The following is an 18559-nucleotide window of genomic DNA, read 5'->3' on the forward strand; positions in this document are numbered from 1 at the left end:
ACGTCTAAATTTTTGAAATAATAGCTTAAAAAAACTGTATGAAACGTACTTTATCATTGCTACTGCTGACTTTTTTCTTCGGGTTGACGAGTTGGGCGCAAGATTGTCACGATCCTAACCAGGAGGAAGAGTCGTTCATTGTTAAGATCCAGTCGGGTTATGTGAAAGGTTTCAACCACGAAGGTTCGGTTGGCTTCCTTGGTATTCCTTATGCTTTGGTCGAGAGGTTCATGCCTCCGAAGCCTATAGGCAAGTGGCCAGGCGTGCGCCATTGTGACAAGTGGGGGCCTCAGGCCATGCAGAACACCAATGGACAACAACTGGATGAAGATAAGATGTCGGAGAAATGGTGCTGTGTACTCAATGTGTGGACCGACAAACTGCCTCAGAAAGATTCTGCGACCAAGAAGCTGAAACCTGTTATGGTATGGTTACATGGTGGTGCTTTCGATTTTGGCACATCAGAGTGGGACCCTGGCATGAAACTGGCTCAGCACGATGTGGTGGTGGTTAGCGTTAACCATCGTCTGAATATTCTGGGATTCCTTGATCTCTCGCCGTTTGGTGAGAAATACAAGTATTCGGGCAATGTTGGCATGCTCGATATCGTTGAGGCCCTGAAGTGGGTGCAAGCCAACATCCGCGAGTTTGGTGGCGATCCAGATAATGTGACCATCTTCGGCGAGTCGGGTGGCGGCGGCAAGGTTGGCACACTGATGTGTATGCCACCTGCCAAAGGACTGTTCCATAAGGCAATCATTATGAGTGGAACGATTCTGAATGTCAACACCAAACAGATGACTGAAGAACTGGGTAAGGCCGTGCTGAAAGAGTTGAATATCGCGCCCGAGGATGTTGACCGTATCAAGGATGTACCCTATGCAGAACTGCGTGCCGCCGGACAGAAGGCCATGGCAGCCAGCATTGGTGCACGCAAGCCCGGCACCCCGATGATGTGGGGCTTTGGTCCTACGCCCGATGGTGAGGTGTTGTTGCAGCAGCCATTCCAGAATGGTTTTGCTAAGATTTCCGATAACATTCCTCTGCTGATAGGTACTACTTTCAACGAGGTGCAGCCCCTGCGTTATGGCAAGGATATGACACTCGACGAAGCCCGTCGTGAGCTGATGCGCACCTTCGGATTCGACACCCAGGCATATATCAAGGCCTTTGCCGAGGCTTATCCCGACTATACGCCTCAGGATCTGCTCAGTATCGATTGGATGTTCCGTCCTAAGACCATCATCACCGCCGATGAGATAGCTCAGACCCGCCAGGCACCCACCTATATGTATCTGTTTACCAAACGTTCGGATGTCAACAAGGGATGCGTTCATGGTGCCGAGCTAAAGTACTGTTTCGACAATATCGATGCCGGTTCACCCGAGCATCCTTCGGTAGGTTTGGCTGATGCCATGAGCACTATCTGGGCACGTTTTGCTAAAGAAGGCAATCCTAATGTTTCTTGGTTGCCCGATACCTGGCATCCTTATACCAAGGAGAATGGCGAACTGTTTGAGTTTGGCGACAAGCTGCAGTTCCGTCATAATCACGACCGCAAACTGGCTGAGATTATCGACAAGCATTGCTTCCAGCAGCTCGATGAATTCCGCGACAAGCAGAGTCGGCGCCAGCTTAAGGTGGGCGATGTAGTGATGACTATCTCGCCACGTCAGGGCGGTAAAATCCTCTCGCTGAAGTACAAGGATCAGGAGATGATTTCGCAGTCAAAGTTCCCCGAGTCGTTTGGCTCAACGTTCTGGACTAGTCCTCAGAAGGAGTGGAACTGGCCTCCAGTACCTGAGTTTGATAAGAATCCATACACTGTTGAGGAAAAAGACGGCAAGCTGATTCTTACCGGCGAGGTGTCTAATCGCCTGAAATACCGCATTCGCAAGGAGTTCTCTACCGATGAGAAGGATGGTGCCTTTGTGATTACCTACGCCATTATCAACGAGAGTGGCGAGGAGCGTAAGGTGGCTCCATGGGAGATTACGCGCGTCATCAACGATGGTGGTGTCATCTTCTTCAAGGCGCCGCTCAAGGGCATTACCCCAGCAGGGTTGATGGCGTTTAAGGAAAAATACGGTGCTGTATGGTATTGCCCTGATGAGGCTAACCAGAACCGTAAGATTAATGCCGATGGTAAGGGTTGGTTGGCTTACGCTAATAACGGTTTGCTGCTGCTCAAGAAGTTCGATGATCTGAAAGCTGATCAGCCAGCTCCCGATGAGGCCGAAATTCAGGTTTATGTTAATCGTGGCAAGAGCTATATCGAGCTCGAGAGCCAAGGCGCTTACACCACACTCCAACCTGGTCAGGAGGTGAAATATACGGTTCGCTGGTATCTCAAACCTTTCGATGGCGATGCTGCTCCATCAAAGCAATTACTTAAAATGACCAAATAATAATAAGAATCCCCTCCTGCTCAGGAGGGGATTTCTATTTTCAGATAACGTGTAATCCTAGGAATACCATAATGCCATTCATCAGTATCCAGAAGATAGCGAACGGCAACGTCTTACGCATAATGTCACCATCCTGTCCTTCCATATCACATGCTGCGGTAGCGATGGCGATACTTTGTGGCGATAGCAGCTTACCGCCCTCAGAGCCTGCGCAGTTGGCAGCAGCCAGCCAGTTGGTCTCATTACCGTTCACGCCGAAGAACTGGGCGTCGTTAACCAGTCCAAGCTGTCCGGCAGCAGCAGCCTGCAGTTTTCCGAACAGGATGTTGGCCGATGTAGCCGAACCCGTTACGAATGTTCCGATAGAACCGATAAGTGGCGCAAAGAATGGGTAGGCTGCTCCCGTCACAGCTACCAGTCCTGTAGCGATGGCAAGCGTCATGCCGGTATTGTTCATGAGCATGGCCAGAGCAACCAGACAGCAGATGGTGATAGCCGTCTTCTGCAGATTGATGGTGGTCTTGGCCAGCATCTTCATCAGTTTGCCGAAGCTCAGTCCCTGAATCAGTCCGCCTATCATGGCGCCCAGGAAAATCATCAGTCCGGCATTGCTCAGCCAGCCGAACGAGAAGGTATTGCCGATAACAGGCATGTCAAACTTGGTAACCAATGTTGACTTCAACAGATCGTTCATTGGTGGCACAATCTTACTTGAAATCAGGATGAAGAAGATAATCAGTCCGTAAACACTCCAAGCCTTCAGCGTCTTTGTCATGCCGAATTTCTTCTTTTCAACCACCACTTCGTCGTTGGGGTTCTCATCGTGTATAAACAGCTTGTTGTAAATCAGCATGGCGATGATGGCGGCTACTGAGCCGAGGATAGCTGGCGTTTCAGGACCGAGGAAGTAAGCGCAGCAGAACTGTACGATGATTGAGAAACAGCCCACGAACAGCGCCAGCGAGATATTCTTGAGTATCTTGGTGCGGTCGGTCATCATCAGGATGAGGAACGGGGTGATGAAGAACATCAGCGATAGCTGTAATATAATAAAGGTGGCTACCTCGCAAAGCATTTCGGGCGAAGCGGTTCCATCGGCCACCTGATTGGCCAGTGTGGTGGCGGGCAGTCCCACAGCTCCGAAACCTACGGCCACGGTGTTAGCCACCAGACAGATCACAGCCGAGAACATGGGTTTGAATCCCAGTCCTATCAGGATGGCGGCAGGGATAGCTACGGCAGTTCCGAATCCTGCCATACCTTCGAGCACACCACCAAAGCCCCATGTTAGCAGGAGCACCAGCAGACCTTTGTCGCTAGTCAGCTGTATAAACTGCGTCTTGATGGTCTCAATTTCCTTCGTCTCCACCAGAATGTTGTAGCTGAAGATAGCGCAGATGATAATCAGGATAATGGGGAAACAAGCCTTTAGCACACCTTCTATGATCGACCAGAAAGTGATGGCGTAGATGGATGATCCCACGTACTTATCTGGCACGATGCCCATAGACGGTGCTACGAGTACGGCTAGAAGAATGGTTACTACAAGCGTTATTAACGCGCTCTTCCAGCCTGACATCTTGAGGCCCATCATAAGTACGAAGAGCAGAATAATAGGAATTACAGATACAATTGCTGCCATAGGGCTTTTAGTTATTAGTTTGTTATTTATATAAGTTCTGCCGACAAATATACGAATAAATCCGCAATGTTACACAAATATTTAGTTAAAAATCAAAAATAGCTTACAATTGTGGGCACGCAATTGCGAATTTCTACCGGAATGGTCTCAGTTTCCACATTTTCGGCGCTCACTTTCAGTCGCACCATGCAGGCTTTTGTGTTGAGTGGTTTCTGCTGGTCGAAGATAAAGTTACCCACGCTGTAGTATATCTTTTTGCCGTGGAATTCCTCGATGGTTTGCAGTGTATGGGTGTGGTGACAAATCAGCACGTCGGCCCCGGCACGTATCAGTTGGTGGGCATCCCAACGTTGTCTGTTCACTGGCTGCAGTGTGTGTTCGCCACCCCAGTGCAGCGATACGATGATAACCGCTGTAGAATCAGCTTTGCGCAGCCGATGCACGCGGTTCAGTAGTGAGTCCATCGGTTCCTGACTCACGCAGGGCTTGTCGGGTAGATAGGCGTAGTTTTCCAGCGCCAGTCGTAGCGATGGCACCAGCCACACGTTGCGTGGTTGCGATGCCAGCAGCACGGGCTCTGCGGCCTCTTGCATGTTCTGTCCGGCACCTATGGGCACCATGCCTGCTGCTATCACGTTGCACTTGGTGTCCATCAGTCCCGCTCGCCCTTGGTCTATCGAGTGATTGTTGGCCAGATTCAGGTGGGTGATGCCGTGCTGGCGTAGCGTGCCGAGCCACTCAGGCTCGCCACGAAAGATAAAAAGTTTCTGTACGGGCGACTGGATCTTGGTGGCAGGGCACTCCAGATTGCCCACTACCACCTGAGCCGAACGGAATACGGAGTCGACACCTGCGGAGAACAGGTGGTCTACTCCATGTTTGCTGATCTCGCGCCGCACCCCGCGGTCAAGCAGAATGTCGCCGGTAAATACGATATTCAGCGTATCAGCGCAGAGCGCCGATACGCTGAACATCAAACTAACAACCAGAACTATAGAATACCTCTTCATTCGGTTCGGGCATCTTTTTCAGTGGCAGCAGTATGGGCTTCATCCAGTCGGGCACACCCTTACGCGGATTGCTTTCCAGTTGCTTCTGCCACTCCTCGTCGGTCAGTCGTGGCTGGTCTATAGGCTGTACAAACTCGCGATAGCTGAGTACAGCGCCGCGTGTCAGATACAGATAGCCGCCTATCTCTACTACTACGTAAATCTCGTCGGCATCACCCACAGCCTCGAATAGTATGGCCTTGTCGGGGTTGTTGTCGGCGTTGGCGGTATAGACATCGGCCACCAGAGCCACCTTGCGGTCGGCACCCTCTATGTCTACCCAGTTATACAGATTCTGATCGGGCATACGCAGCAGGTCGAGCGATATATTCTCGAATGTGGCGCCTATGTACGATATCTGGTCGTACTCCTCGTCGGTCAGCACTTTGCCGGCCAGTTCCTTCTCGCTCACGCGTAGCAGAAATGTCACTTCTTCTCTCAGTCGCTCGGTCACACCCTCTATCTTCTCGGTCATCATGTTCTGGTCCTTCAGCAATTTGGCGGTGTTTTCAAGCAGCTCTGAGGCCTTCTTCCAGAACTTCACGTTGGGCTCCACATATCCCTTTACCACTGGGTCGGGCACGCTCTCGCCACCACCACACTCGGCTCCCATGGGCTGTTTGGCATAGAGTATGGCGTCGTGCTTCAGCTCGGCCCACGATGCCAGGGCGGCATTCAGGTCTTTCTTGCTCCAGTTGGGGTTCTGCATGAAGTAGGGCGACTGACTGTCGGTGCCTGTGGTCAGCACTTTCAGTGTCTGCATCCATTGAGTGGCTGTGGTCTCCTGCCAGTCTATCTCGCCCATACGCTTCTTCATTCTGTCTAGTGTGGGCAACAGCTTTTTCCACTCGGTCTTCTCTTCCTTCAGAATCTGCTCGGCGGCCGATACGCCCATGGCAGCCATCACGTCGATGCCCTTAGGCACACCGCGCTGGGTTATTCTACTGTCGTAGTCCACCATCTCCTGCAGCACTTCGGCATCGGGCTGGTAGCGCTGTGGCATCACGTTTATCTTGTTATGACTGGTCTTCTCAAACTTCGGTCGTATGCGTGTCTGCTTGTCGCCTATCTCGTTCAGCACCTTGGTCAGCTTGGCCATCTCCTTGTCGTCGTTCAGCAGCTCTTCCATTGCCATGCCCGTCTTGTCAACCTCGCTCATTACCTGTATCAGACTCAGGTTGTCGTGCTGACCCATCAGCATGGTTATCAGGTTGTTTATCTTGTCGTACTTCTGGCGTGTATTCTTAAACAGTTTCATGGCAAATGCCATCTGTACGGCCTGCTTCACTTCGGTCGCGTGGTCCATTCCCATGGTGGCGGTCTGCAGCCACATCATACCGCGGAAGTAGCGCTTCAGTGCGTCGCTTCGGGTGTAGTGGCCGCGGGCTCGGAACAAGCTGTAGGGGAACGATACTTCGCCCATATAGTCCATCAGCATGCTGCTTCGTTCGTTCTTTGCTTTCAGGCATCTCTCTATCTCGGCCTTCTCGGTGGTGTAGCTGGCATCAATCGGCTTGCCGTTAAACAAGTGCAGAGCCACGCGGAAGAACTGCAGATTTCTGCCGGCTATACGCTTGGTCTCGCTGTCGTCGTTGCCTGCGTTGTGGATGATGGCCAGCATGGCGTCAATCATATCCTGCGAGTATGATGTCATCAGTGGCAGCAGCTGATATTCCTCCAGCTCGCGCAGCATGCAGTCTATGTAGAGGTGATACAGCTGCAGGTAGAGGTCGGTAGTCACAAAGTTGGGGAAGTCTGAGTAGTCGTTCCGCTCGTAGATGTGGAACAGCTGTGCGGTGTTTGATGGCACGATGGCGAATCCCTCTTCGGCCAGTTTCTGACACAGCGTAGAGTCGAAGTCTTTCAGCTGTTGCGGATTCAGCAGATTGCTCATGTTCACGCGCAGCCCTTCTCCCACCTCGAAGTTCTGTTTCTGCAGCTCGTCCTCGCGCTCTTTCAGTCGCTTCATAAACTGCATCTCCTCGTCGTTGTATACTATCAGTTTCTGCTCGTCGATGGTTCGCAGATAGGCATCACGCCAGTTCTCACCCTCCTTGGTGTCTACGTTTTGTACTTTCTCGTCGAGCACATACATCAGCGAGTCGTACCACGATGTAACGCCGTATATGCCTCGCAGGTACGAGTCCTTAAACGGGTAGCCGCGCTGTGCAGCTGGGGCGTTGCGCAGTATGCGCAGGTCGCTCAGGTTCAGCCCCGACACGTCCATGTTGTAGTCGATGCTGTCACGCAGTTTCTCGGCATCTATGGTCGATACCGGTACTTGTACCACACTCTGTTTCTGGCTGCAGGCTGCTATCAGGCTTGCCATGCATGCCAACATAATTACTTTACTCTTTTTCATTGGTCAAAGGTCTTTTTTGCTGTTTCTTTGTTTACACCTTTTATAATATAGTGGTCGAAGGCCATTCCGAATCCTCCCCACTTGTAGTCCGATACCACATACTGTCCGTTGCCGGTCTGCTCCAGTGCGCGAATCTTGCCGTCAACGTAGCGGAAGTCTTCAAGTATGCCGCCCAGTTTCGAGCCCAACCACAGTGGGCGGGCCTTGCCGTTAACCTGCTTGAAGATGAATATTCTGCGTGCCTTTTGCGGATAGAAACGTGTGCTTTTGATCACGCCCACGATGGCATCGATGTTTCCGTCGCCATCTACATCGCCCGTCTGATACTGATACACGGGGTAGGGCAGTCGCCAACCGTTAAGGTAGTATAGGCTGTCGTTCTGTTTCTTCAGTTCAAAGCTCTGTGCCTCGCATGCCAGTGTGCCGAACCAGATGGTATGTAGTATCAAAATCCTACTGTTTATCACGTCTTGAGAATTTTATCGGGCCAAAGATACGAAAAAATACTAAAAATGCTATTCTATACCGATTTTTTTTGTATATTTGCTCGCAAAAATCAAAGTATAACTAAAAACTTAGACGCCCTATGATTACTCAGTTCCTGTCAGAGCTTCGGCAGTTCCTGCCCGATGAGCGTATTTACACCGACGAGCTCCGTACCCTTGGTTGGGGTACCGATGCCAGTTTCTATCGTCAGATTCCACAGGTCGTCGTCCGCAGCGATAGCGAGGATGAGATTGCCAAGATCGTGTGCGCCTGTCGCAAATACAAGTTGCCCTACACCTTCCGTGCTGCTGGCACCTCGCTCAGTGGTCAGAGCTGTACCGACAGCGTGCTCATTGTGGCTGGTAAGCATTGGGAGCAGTACGAGCTGGCTGCCGATAAGGAGTCGATAAAACTGCAGCCCGGCATTGTGGGCGCGCGCGTGAATCAGATATTAAAGCCTTTCGGCCGCGTGTTCCCGCCCGATCCTGCCTCTATCGGTTCGGCCATGGTGGGCGGCATCGTGGTCAATAATGCCTCGGGCATGAACTGCGGTGTGCATGCTAATAGCGACCGCATGCTGCTCTCGGCCCGCATCATTCTGACCGATGGCACCGTGCTCGATACGGGCGACGAAAAGAGTCGCGAGGCTTTCCGCCAGTCGCACCCAGAGTTCATCGCCAAAATCGAGGCGCTGCGTGATAAGGTACGTGCAGATAAGGAGTTGGCCGACCGCATCAGCCGAAAATACAGTATCAAGAATGTGACCGGACTGAATCTGCGCCCGCTGGTGGCTTACGATGATCCGTTCGACATCATTGCCCACTCGATAGTTGGCTCCGAGGGTACCTTGGCGTTCCTCTCTGAGGTTACCATGAAGACGCTGAAGGACTATCCGTTCAAGGCCTCGGCCATGGTTTACTTTATGACCATGAAGGAGAGCTGCGAGGCTGTGGTGGCTATGAAGAAGATGAAGGCTGGCGAGGAAGACCTGGAGTACAGCGCCGAGAATCTGGTGGTGAAGAGTGCCGAGATGCTCGATTACAAGTCGCTCAGTTCGGTCGACGATCCCGTCTACCTGCAGTATCAGAAGGATGTGGATGCTGGTAAGATTGAGGGCGTGGAGCCTGGCGATTACCACAACCTCACCGCCATCCTCACAGAGACAAAGGGCATCACCCACGAGCAGCTGCTCGATAAGATAGCAAAGATACAGGAGTGTCTGGGGCAGTTCCGTCTGTACATTCCGGCTGAGTTCACCGAAGACCCGAAAGTCTACGGCAAGTACTGGGCCATCCGAAGTGGTATCTTCCCCAGTGTGGGCGGCACCCGTCCGGTGGGCACATCGTGCCTCATTGAGGATGTGGCATTCCCCATCGAGAGTCTGCCTGAGGCAACAGTAAAACTGCAGAAACTGATAGCCGACCACGGCTACGACGATGCCTGCATCTACGGCCACGCTTTCGAGGGCAACTACCACTTCATTCTGAACCAGAGCTTTGCCGACGAGCATGAGGTGGCTCGCTATGCTGAGATGATGCGCGATGTGGCTAAGTTGGTGGTGGAGGGCTACGACGGTTCGCTCAAGGCCGAACACGGCACTGGTAGAAATATGGCACCGTTTGTGAAGTACGAGTGGGGCGATAAGGCCTACGAGGCCATGAAGGAACTCAAGCAGATTTTCGACCCCGAAGGATTGCTGAATCAAGGCGTTATCTTCAACGATGATCCTGACTGCTTCATCAAGTGCCTCAAGCCGCTGCCGGTGCTCGATTTTGACTTCAGCAGCGTACCCGATGGCGGTCATTACCTCATGGATCCAGCCCTCTCAACGGCTAAGGAGACCATCGAGCAGGTGAAGCGTGCCAACAAGTGTATCGAGTGCGGTTTCTGCGAGGTCAACTGTATGTCGTGCGGACTCACGCTTTCCAGCCGTATGCGTATCGCCGTTCAGCGCGAGATACGCTATCTCACCGCTACGGGCTCTAACCCCGAGCGCCTGGCTACGCTCAAAAAGCAGTATAAGTACTATGGCGACCAGACCTGCGCCACCGACGGACTCTGCTCAACATCGTGCCCGATGAAGATCAATACCGGCGAGCTGACGCACCTGATTCGTCAGATGGATATGAACCAGAGTCCTATGGGCTATAAGCTCGGTGAGTTTGCAGCCAACCACATGGCAGGCATCAAGAGCGGTCTGCGCGTGGTGCTCGATGTGGCCCATGCCGCCCACGTCACGCTGGGCCCAACGCTGATGACTACCGTGTGCCGCACCATGAACAAGATGGGTCTGCCGCTCTGGACCACCGCCATGCCTAAGAAGCATCGCCAGCCCAAGAAGAGTGATTTGACTCAATTTATCATTGAGTCCATTGACCATTCTGCTGCGCAAAAGGGTACGGATGCCAATAATGTTCAATTGTCAATGGTCAATGGTCAATCAAAAGTCGTTTACTTCCCCAGCTGTATCAATCAGACCATGGGCCAGTCGCGCCATGGCGGAAAGATTCACGACCTGGTTGATGAGGTCATCCAGCTCATGGCCAAGGCGGGCTACGAGGTCATCTTCCCCGAGGGCATGGAGCGTATGTGCTGCGGACAGATCTGGGAATCGAAGGGTATGCTCGACATTGCCGACCGCAAGAGTGCCGAACTCGAGGCCGCCCTGTGGAAAGCCTCCGAGCAAGGTAAGTACCCCGTGCTCTGCGCCCAGAGCCCCTGCCTGCATCGTATGAAAAAAGTCATGAAGAAGATGAAACTCTATGAGCCTGCCGAATTTATCATGAAGTATTTGGTGCCGCGCCTCGACTTCCATCCCATCAGTCGTCCTATCGCCCTGCATATCACATGCTCTACCCGTCAGATGGGTGTGGCCGACGACCTGATTAATCTGGCCAAGCTGTGCTCTACCAATGTGTTCCTGCCCGAGGGCGTGGGCTGTTGCGGTTTTGCCGGCGATCGTGGTTTCACCTTCCCCGAGCTCAACAAGTACGGTCTGCGCAAGTTGCGCCCGCAGATTGAGGCCAACCACATCGAGGTGGGCTACTCTAACAGTCGTACCTGCGAGATAGGACTCGAAACCAATACCGGCATCCCTTATATGAGTATTGTGTATCTTGTTAACGAATGTACAACCCCTAAACAATAGTTATTTTAGAAAACCAAAAGTATGAAATCAATCATCAAGACATTCATGTTTGCTGCCCTCATGATGGCAGCATCAGTCAGCGCTCAGGCACAACTGCTGAGCACCCATGTTGAAACAGGTGATGTCGAGGGCGTTCTCGACGATGGCCTGGCTGTTTACAAGGCTATTCCTTATGCTGCACCTCCAATCGGCAATCTGCGTTGGCGCGCTCCGCAGCCCGCACTGCCCTGGGATGGTGTGCGCAAGTGCGATACCTTCGGACCTATGCCCCCACAGCCCACACGTCCAGGCCGTACATCCGATATGATGAACGAAGACTGCCTGTATCTGGGCATCGCTACGCCCGCCAAAAGTAAGGCCGAGAAACTGCCAGTGATGGTGTGGATTCACGGTGGTGGATTCCAGACCGAGTGGTACGGTGGCGACCTCTGGAAGCATCTGGCTCAGCGCGGTGTGGTCATCGTTAGCATCGAGTATCGCACGGGTGCTCTGGGCTTCATGGCTCACCCTGAGCTCACCAAGGAGAACAAGGAGGGCCATTCGGGCAACTACGGTCTGCTCGACCAGATATTCGCTCTGCAGTGGGTTCAGCGCAATATCGGCCAGTTTGGTGGCGACCCCTCAAAGGTTACCATCTTTGGCGAGTCGGCTGGTGCCATCAGCTGCAGCATGCTGTGTGCTTCGCCCATGGCCAAGGGTCTGTTCCGTGCCTGCATCAGTCAGAGTGGCGGCTCGTTTGCCCCTTGGACCGATAAGCCCCGTTCGCTGGGTATGGATGCCTCGCAGAAGGGTGTCGAGCAGCAGGGTGTGGCTTTCATGAAGCATCTCAAGAAAAAGAATATCAAGCAGATGCGCCAGATGGATGCCATGTTGCTGTGCGATGGCGATGTGGGCTTCAGCGGCTTCTGGCCTTGCGTTGATGGCTACGTGATCTGCGACGACCAGTATCGCCTCTACGAGCGTGGCGAGTATAACGATGTGCCTGTCATCGTGATGACCAACAGCGACGAGGGGGCCCTCTTTGCACCTCGCAATATGACGGCCGAGAATTATCAGAAAACACTGAAGGGCATCTTTGGCGATTGGGCCGATGAGGCTTTGAAGTATTACCCCGGTGCCACCGACGATGAGGCTTGGCACGGCTTTGGCGATGCCTTCCGCGATATGGGCTTTGCATGGCCGTCTTACGCTTGGGTTAGCCTGCAGAACAAGACCGGTAAGAGTCCTGCCTATGCCGCTTATCTGGCTCAGCCTTCAACCATGAGTTTCTCGCAGGATCCACGCCGTCGTGGTGTGGCCCATGCCGACGATATCATGTACCTGAATGGTCACTTCCTGCTGCAGGGCGACAAATATCCCGCTGAGAGTGCCGTGGCCGAAATCATCCAGCAGTACTGGGTAAACTTTGCCAAGACTTGCAATCCTAACGGCAAGGGCCTGCCTTACTGGCCTGCCTTCGACGATTCTAAGCCTACCACCATGCAGTTCTCTAACGGTGCCTCGCTCATTATGCGCCCCAACCGCGAGCAGGTAGACTTTATCGACCGCTGCTACAAGGCTAAACGTGAGGCTGCCGAGGCAGCTCGCCGCTAACACGTACGCGTACATTAATTTATATAGGCTGGCATAAAAATGCTGGCCTTTTTTTGTTTTTTTTATAAAATGTTTGAAAGTTTTTAAATTTTTGATTAAATTTGCGCCATAAATAGTTATGATTTACTAACCCGTAGCAATAAAACAACATTTATTTAACTGTATGATAAAGACAAGAACAATTATTCTATCCTTGGCGCTTGCCGCTCTGGCTACTACCGCCAGCGCACAGGTATTTACTGGCGAGCACAAGTACGACGGCGAACATAAGAACGAGCTGTCGGGCTACTTCATGGGTGGCAACAATGTCGTGGTTCAGGGTTATGGCGGCCTTGCTGCCTCATATAAGTATCACCTTACCGATCGCTGGACGGTGGGCGGCGATGCGCAGGCACAGCTGGGCAAGCAACTCTACTCTGTCGATGCCAAGGGAGGCTACCGCCTGCCTTTCAAGTTTTTAGACTTCTATTTCGATGCCACGCTGCTCTACAACCGCTATGAGCGCTGGAAGGCCAACGAGAAGATAGCCAACCTCTCGGTAACGGTAGAGTCACCTTATCTCTATCTGCGCGTGGGCGAGTCGTACATCCGCTGGAGTATTCGCGACTTCGGTTATACCGAGCCCCTCACATTAACCTTCGGCTTTGGCGCTCAGATGCGTCCGCGCTGGAACTCGTGGAATGTGGGCATCTTCTTCCGCAACTACGACGACTTCTACTTCGAGAACTGGAACATCAACTGGGGCTTGAACTTTTACGGCCGCATCAACTCTACCATGAATTTCTTTGGTGAGTTCAACATCCGTCCTGCAGGCAGTATGAGCCAGCTGGCCAGTAAGTACGAGACATCAGGAAAGTTAGGAATTAAATACGTTTGGTAATTATGAGAAACATGAAATATACGTTGCTGGCAGCCGTAGCTGCCATCGTCTTCACCTCGTGCGATAAGGTGAGTCCCATCGGTGTGCTTGTATCGGGTACAGGCGTTGAGGATCGTGTAAAAATGTCGAGCAAGTATTACGATGAGCATAAGAATGATTTCCGATATCTGGTGGCCAAGGGCGACTACAGCTTCCTGGTTGGAGCCGATAGTCATATGACTACCGACGATGGACGAATGGCGGAGATGCTTCAGATAGGTTTCGACCACGGCGACCTGTTCTGGGCCCATCTGGGTGATATTGCCGACACCAAGGCCGAGTACTATGTCACGCTCGAAGATGTTATTACCGAGTTCAGAAAGAAATATGCCGAAAAGCACTTTGAAGAGGTATATGTGGGCCAAGAAGGCAACGAGTATCAGATGAACTCCGAAGAGTTCTATGTCTATGTCGACAATGTTGCCGATATGGTGTATACGCTCGATAATGTGCCGCTGCCGTTCTATCCTGTTGTGGGTAATCACGACATCACTCACAATGGCTGGGCCCTGTGGTCAAACATCTTCCACTCGTCGTTCTATCAGGTTCCCATCATCGTTCTCGATGCAAATGAGAATATCGTAGCGCTCGACCATCTTATCTTCCTCGATTCAGCCAGTGGTACACTGGGCCGAGAGCAGGTTAAGCTCATCGAAGAGGGTATCATGGATGGTAAGGAGATTGAGAAGGAGAATGGCGTCAAGATTCGCAACACCTTCGTGTTCAGTCATACCAACATCTTCCGTCCGCGCTCGGTTGAGTTCGCATCTACCTTCCCTCGCGAGGAGATGTTCTTCCTGCTCGACAAGTTTGCCGAGTGGAATGCCAACATCGTGTTCCTAGGCCACGTACATAAGTGGGATCACCAGACCGTTAATGGCATCGAGTATCTCACGCTCGACTCAATGAGCGAGGACAACAACCCCGAGCCAGGCGATTATCTGGTGCGCGTAAATTGTAAGCTCGATGGCACCAACTCGTGGGAGCATGTACACATGAACTATACCCCCAAAAAATAACTGGAGTTTCTAAAAAATGTTAGCACGTATGAAGAAAGTTTGTATGTTATTCCTGTCGGTAGCCCTTCTTTGCGGCTATACGTCGGTTCAGGCTCAGGTCATGAAGTCGGCCGACCTTGAGAAGTATGCCAAGCAGAAGTATGGCGATAAGTGGCTCGATGCAGCCAAGAATCTGGCAGGCGGCCTTACGCTCGATAAGAACGAGAGCCTTACCTACCAGCAGGTGGTCGAGGCTCCCGGCAAGACCAAGCAGCAGCTCTATGTGGCTCTTAACTACTGGGCCACGGCCACGTTCAAGGATAATAACGCCATTACCCTTAACGATAAGGATGCCGGTTGCATAATCATCTCGTCTACCATCAAGAACATCGCCGAGCACATGGGTACCGTCAGCAAGTACTCTGTCAGCATCACGCCTATCATCCGCCTTGATATCAAGGATGGCAAGATACGCGTCACCTATACCGTTCAGACCTACGATGTGCTGAACGATATCAGCGGCGGATGGTTCGGAGTGGCTCTCGATGGTCCTAACAAGTCGTATGGCGATGCCAAGCGCAAGGCCGACGATAAGACCAATGCCAGCCTTTACGACGAGCAGTGGGAGATAGCCCGCCACTATCCGTTTGTCGAGAAGGACGCGCAGAAGCGCACCTGCTCAAAGGCCCTCGTCATGACCCACGCCTATAGCAATGCCATCATCGATAAGGTAGAAGAAGCCGTCAAAAACGGCATCGTAGGAAATGACAACGACGATTGGTAAAGAGGATTAACGGCTGAGGTCTACCATGAATATGCTTGTTTTGTGCCAAGTTTACAAAATCTTTGTGCCAATTTAACAAAAAACGTATTTTTTGTGTTGTGATTGAGAACTTATTTGTATCTTTGCCACAGATAAAGAATTGGAACTTATTTATTAACATTTTAAAATTTACGATTATGTCAGACAAGAAATTTGAGCAGACTGAGCTTGACGAGGAGCAGCTCGATGTAGTAAGTGGTGGTACTTCTCATCCAAACCTAGGTGATAATGTCAGTGCTGGAAGAACGACTATTTTCTAATTTGTTATCAAAACGAAAAATAGAGGCTCGCAATGATGCGGGCCTCTACTTTTTGCTATTTTGTTATCCTGATCCAGTCGGCATCAAGCCAGCCGCGATCACTTTTAGAGTCAGTCTCTACGGCTATGAATCCGAACTTGGCCCCAATCCATTTGCCTTCTTTCATCTGGAACTCATTGCCGCAATCCTTAAACTTCTTGCCGTCCATGCTCCAGGCAAAGTGTAGCTTAGAGTCGGCCACTTTGAGGCGCAGATAGATGTCCTCGTGGATGCCTGGCTTGTAGTCAATCTTGTCGACGGCAGTGGGTTTCAGTGTGGCTATAATGTGTTCTGTCTGAGCGCGGCCCTTGTCGGCTGCTTGGCAGGTTATCTGAACTAACTCGAAACTGTTGCCAGCACGACGAACCACCAGGGCGCTGTAGTCGAGACCCATCATGATGAGACCGCCCATCTGGCCCTCGGCCTTCGAGGTGAAGCGCATCTTGGTGGTAACAGTAAAGGCATCGGCTGGTGTCTTCTGTAGCAGCATATTGGGAACCTCCCAGAAGTTCTTGTAGCCCTCCGACAACTTATAGGTATAGATGCGGAAGGTGCCGAAGGCGGTGGGCACGCCGAACTTCTCGTCGTAGTTGCCATGCCACTGCCATTGCAGCCCCATGGTAGGTGCGTTGAACTCATCGCTCTCAACAGGATTTACGATGACGCTGCTCGACGATTTGGGCTTTCGATAGGTGGAAACGGGCTCGCCCTTCTTACCCATGATGGGCCAGCCGCTGCTCCAGTCAACAGGGTTCAGATGCACCACGCGACCGTAAGCCTCCTTATCCTGGAAGTGCAGAAACCAGTCTTCACCGTATTTGGTATGTATCCAACCGCCCTGATGAGGGCCGTTAATCTTGGTCTTGCCCTGTGCCAATACTATCTTGTGCTCGTAAGGGCCGAAGGGCGATTTACTGCGCATGGCCAACTGGAAGCCCGTGGGCACGCCGCCAGCCGGACACATAATCCAGTACCAACCTTCGCGCTTGTAGAACTTCGGGCCTTCGCAAGTGCGGTTCTCGGTGCCGTTGCCGTCGAACACGATGACGGGCTGACCGATGGGTTTGGTGCCTTCGGCATTCAGCTCGCGCACGGTGAGTACCGAGGCAAACTTAGAGCGCGAGTTGGCCCATCCGTTAACCAGATAGCAGCGGCCGTCGTCGTCCCAGAGTGGGGTAGTATCGATGTAGCCCTCGCCGCGAATCACGCATACGGGCTGCTCCCACTCACCGGCAGGATCACCGTGCTTGGTCTTCACCATCATCACGCCGAAGTCGGGGTCGCCCCAGTAGATGTAGTACTGCCCCTGGTGGTAGCGGATGCTGGGCGCCCACACGCCGTTGCCGTGCTGCGGACGACTGCTGAAGTGCTGAAGCAGGGCATCGTGGCCCTCATAGAGGTTCTTCAGCGCGTAGCCCACAATCTGCCAGTTAACCAGGTCTTTTGAGTGCAGAATGGGCAAGCCGGGCGTGCAGTGAAAGCTGGACGCCGTCATATAGTAATCCTCGCCACTGGGCCCCACGCACACGTCGGGGTCGCTGTAGTCGGCGTTAATCACGGGGTTGGTATAGGTGCCGTTGCCATTGTCGGGGCTCCACACCTGCGAACGGTATTGGGCCGATGCCGACAGTGCGGTCAGCAGGCCTGTTGCAATTACAATAGTAGTTATCTTGTTCATTATTTCAAGTATTTGTCAAAGAAGTCGAGTACACGCTGCTGTGCCTTGAGCGGGCAGCTGTGAGGCATATCCCATATTTCAGTTTCCAACTTATCGTCGGCGCCCTGACTCTTCCAGGTGTCGTGCATCGTACTGAACGCCTTCTCGACGCCAGCCACGGGGAAGAGCTTATCCTGACTGCCGTTGATGAAGAGCATGGGCTTGGGGCAGGCGATGCTGGCCACATGGGGATAGTCGAGCCAGCGGCGCAAACCGGGGAAGCAGTTGGCAAAGCCGCCGTTCTCGGTGCGATCGTACTTAAAGCCCATCTGCTCGTCGGTAGTCACCATCCAGCAGATAGCTGTTCCCACCTTGATGCGGTCGGAGAGTGCTGAGAGCATCCAGGCGCGATAGGCACCCATCGACCAGCCCGTGCAGCCGATGCGGTTGGCATCTACCTCGGGCATCTGTGCCAGGTATTCGGTGCCGGCCATATCGTCGTAGGTCATATAGGCCGAGAGGTCTATGCCGTACATCATCATGTTGCCGGCTATCATGTCGTAGCGGTCGCGACGTGCACCCTCTTTCTGGCCGCGTTCGCCCCACATGGGTGCATCGGCCGAGAACACCACGTAGCCGTGCTGTGCCAGGTAGTCGCCAAAGAACTGCCCCTCGTAGCCTGCCAGCCAGGCTTCGGCATCGGCCTTCACCTCGTCGGTCTCGCACGCCAGCGGGCGAATCATCTTCTCCTTACCGATAAACAGGTGGGCACCGTGGTCGTGCAGGGCGTTAACGGCGGGGAAGGGACCCTTGCCGTCGGGAATCAGCACGTAGGCAGGCACCTTATAGTACTTTGATAGTTGGATTTCTATCTTGCGGGCCTTGTAGCCGTTGCGCTGCTCTTCGGCCAAAACGGTTACGTTGTAGCCATCGGCTGGGGCGGGTGGTGGCGTGAGCATGCAGTCGAAGACCTTCTGGCGTGCGGCCTTCTTCCACTTACTGAAGTTCTTGATGCTGCTGTTGCCCCACGCCATAGGGTAGGTGAGGTCGGCTATCAGCTGCTTGGCATAAACGGGCAGATTGCGCTCAAACTCGTATTTCTGTCGCTTCTGCTGAGAGGTCTCTTTCTTCTTAGGCTTCGGCTGGTCTAGCTTGACGATGGTGCATGCTACATC

Annotated in this window: 13 protein-coding genes; 7 read left to right on the forward strand and 6 right to left on the reverse strand. The window is 52.6% G+C overall.

Translation table 11 applies throughout. From position 1 onward, the window contains the following. Positions 1-38 precede the first annotated feature (38 nt). Positions 39-2408 carry a carboxylesterase family protein gene (locus BUB86_RS05895; RefSeq protein WP_073206905.1) on the forward strand — a complete coding sequence of 790 codons (2370 nt, stop codon included), beginning with the start codon at positions 39-41 and terminating at the stop codon, positions 2406-2408. Between the two features lie 40 nt (positions 2409-2448). On the opposite strand, the gene BUB86_RS05900 is transcribed toward BUB86_RS05895, so the two are convergent. The 4 genes from BUB86_RS05900 to BUB86_RS05915 form a co-directional block, all read right to left on the reverse strand. Next, positions 2449-4050, reverse strand: a complete 1602-nt coding sequence (locus BUB86_RS05900) for an L-lactate permease (RefSeq protein WP_073206907.1) — start codon at positions 4048-4050, stop codon at positions 2449-2451. A gap of 92 nt (positions 4051-4142) precedes the next feature. Then, complete coding sequence (locus BUB86_RS05905; protein ID WP_073206909.1) at positions 4143-5060, reverse strand: CapA family protein; 918 nt, start codon at positions 5058-5060, stop codon at positions 4143-4145. Then, positions 5029-7461, reverse strand: a complete 2433-nt coding sequence (locus BUB86_RS05910; protein ID WP_073206911.1) for a DUF3160 domain-containing protein — start codon at positions 7459-7461, stop codon at positions 5029-5031. Before BUB86_RS05910 ends, BUB86_RS05905 begins: the two co-directional genes overlap by 32 nt. Next, positions 7458-7910 (reverse strand): hypothetical protein, encoded by a 453-nt coding sequence (locus BUB86_RS05915; RefSeq protein ID WP_254795106.1) that lies wholly within the window; start codon positions 7908-7910, stop codon positions 7458-7460. The genes BUB86_RS05910 and BUB86_RS05915 overlap by 4 nt, the downstream gene beginning before the upstream one ends. Positions 7911-8047: 137 nt before the next feature. On the opposite strand from BUB86_RS05915, the gene BUB86_RS05920 reads away from it, so the two are divergent. From BUB86_RS05920 to BUB86_RS18120, 6 genes are all read left to right on the forward strand, one after another. Beyond that, on the forward strand, positions 8048-11095 hold the full coding sequence (locus BUB86_RS05920; RefSeq protein ID WP_073206913.1) for an FAD-binding and (Fe-S)-binding domain-containing protein: 3048 nt from the start codon (positions 8048-8050) through the stop codon (positions 11093-11095). 21 nt (positions 11096-11116) lie between these two features. Further along, the gene (locus BUB86_RS05925) at positions 11117-12688 is read left to right on the forward strand and encodes a carboxylesterase/lipase family protein (protein ID WP_073206915.1); all 1572 of its coding nucleotides are present in this window, start codon (positions 11117-11119) and stop codon (positions 12686-12688) included. Positions 12689-12851: 163 nt separating this feature from the next. Next, a complete protein-coding gene (locus BUB86_RS05930; RefSeq protein WP_139261455.1) occupies positions 12852-13568 on the forward strand; it encodes a hypothetical protein in 717 nt (238 codons plus the stop codon). Between the two features lie 11 nt (positions 13569-13579). Beyond that, positions 13580-14626, forward strand: coding sequence for a metallophosphoesterase family protein (locus tag BUB86_RS05935; RefSeq protein ID WP_217653232.1), 1047 nt, complete (start codon positions 13580-13582; stop codon positions 14624-14626). A 28-nt stretch (positions 14627-14654) separates the two neighbouring features. Continuing rightward, positions 14655-15389: a DUF4468 domain-containing protein gene (locus BUB86_RS05940; protein ID WP_073206922.1), complete on the forward strand. Its 735-nt coding sequence runs from the start codon at positions 14655-14657 to the stop codon at positions 15387-15389. A gap of 176 nt (positions 15390-15565) precedes the next feature. Then, positions 15566-15688, forward strand: coding sequence for a hypothetical protein (locus BUB86_RS18120; protein ID WP_262503381.1), 123 nt, complete (start codon positions 15566-15568; stop codon positions 15686-15688). Between the two features lie 55 nt (positions 15689-15743). On the opposite strand, the gene BUB86_RS05950 is transcribed toward BUB86_RS18120, so the two are convergent. Both BUB86_RS05950 and BUB86_RS17945 read right to left on the reverse strand, forming a co-directional pair. Continuing rightward, positions 15744-17405 carry a glycoside hydrolase 43 family protein gene (locus tag BUB86_RS05950; protein WP_073206927.1) on the reverse strand — a complete coding sequence of 554 codons (1662 nt, stop codon included), beginning with the start codon at positions 17403-17405 and terminating at the stop codon, positions 15744-15746. Next, the gene (locus BUB86_RS17945; protein WP_073207017.1) at positions 17405-18544 is read right to left on the reverse strand and encodes an alpha/beta hydrolase family protein; all 1140 of its coding nucleotides are present in this window, start codon (positions 18542-18544) and stop codon (positions 17405-17407) included. Before BUB86_RS17945 ends, BUB86_RS05950 begins: the two co-directional genes overlap by 1 nt. Positions 18545-18559: the final 15 nt, after the last annotated feature.

Source organism: Xylanibacter ruminicola (assembly GCF_900142525.1).
Taxonomy (GTDB): domain Bacteria; phylum Bacteroidota; class Bacteroidia; order Bacteroidales; family Bacteroidaceae; genus Prevotella; species Prevotella ruminicola_A.

Bases quoted from the DNA above. Each gene is read 5' to 3' on its own strand.
- BUB86_RS05920 (WP_073206913.1), top strand. From the start codon at position 8,048: ATGATTACTCAGTTCCTGTCAGAGCTTCGGCAGTTCCTGCCCGATGAG.
- BUB86_RS05895 (WP_073206905.1), top strand. From the start codon at position 39: ATGAAACGTACTTTATCATTGCTACTGCTGACTTTTTTCTTCGGGTTG.
- BUB86_RS18120 (WP_262503381.1), top strand. From the start codon at position 15,566: ATGTCAGACAAGAAATTTGAGCAGACTGAGCTTGACGAGGAGCAGCTC.
- BUB86_RS05935 (WP_217653232.1), top strand. From the start codon at position 13,580: ATGAAATATACGTTGCTGGCAGCCGTAGCTGCCATCGTCTTCACCTCG.
- BUB86_RS05905 (WP_073206909.1), bottom strand. From the start codon at position 5,060: ATGAAGAGGTATTCTATAGTTCTGGTTGTTAGTTTGATGTTCAGCGTA.
- BUB86_RS05925 (WP_073206915.1), top strand. From the start codon at position 11,117: ATGAAATCAATCATCAAGACATTCATGTTTGCTGCCCTCATGATGGCA.
- BUB86_RS05940 (WP_073206922.1), top strand. From the start codon at position 14,655: ATGAAGAAAGTTTGTATGTTATTCCTGTCGGTAGCCCTTCTTTGCGGC.
- BUB86_RS05900 (WP_073206907.1), bottom strand. From the start codon at position 4,050: ATGGCAGCAATTGTATCTGTAATTCCTATTATTCTGCTCTTCGTACTT.
- BUB86_RS05910 (WP_073206911.1), bottom strand. From the start codon at position 7,461: ATGAAAAAGAGTAAAGTAATTATGTTGGCATGCATGGCAAGCCTGATA.
- BUB86_RS05930 (WP_139261455.1), top strand. From the start codon at position 12,852: ATGATAAAGACAAGAACAATTATTCTATCCTTGGCGCTTGCCGCTCTG.
- BUB86_RS05950 (WP_073206927.1), bottom strand. From the start codon at position 17,405: ATGAACAAGATAACTACTATTGTAATTGCAACAGGCCTGCTGACCGCA.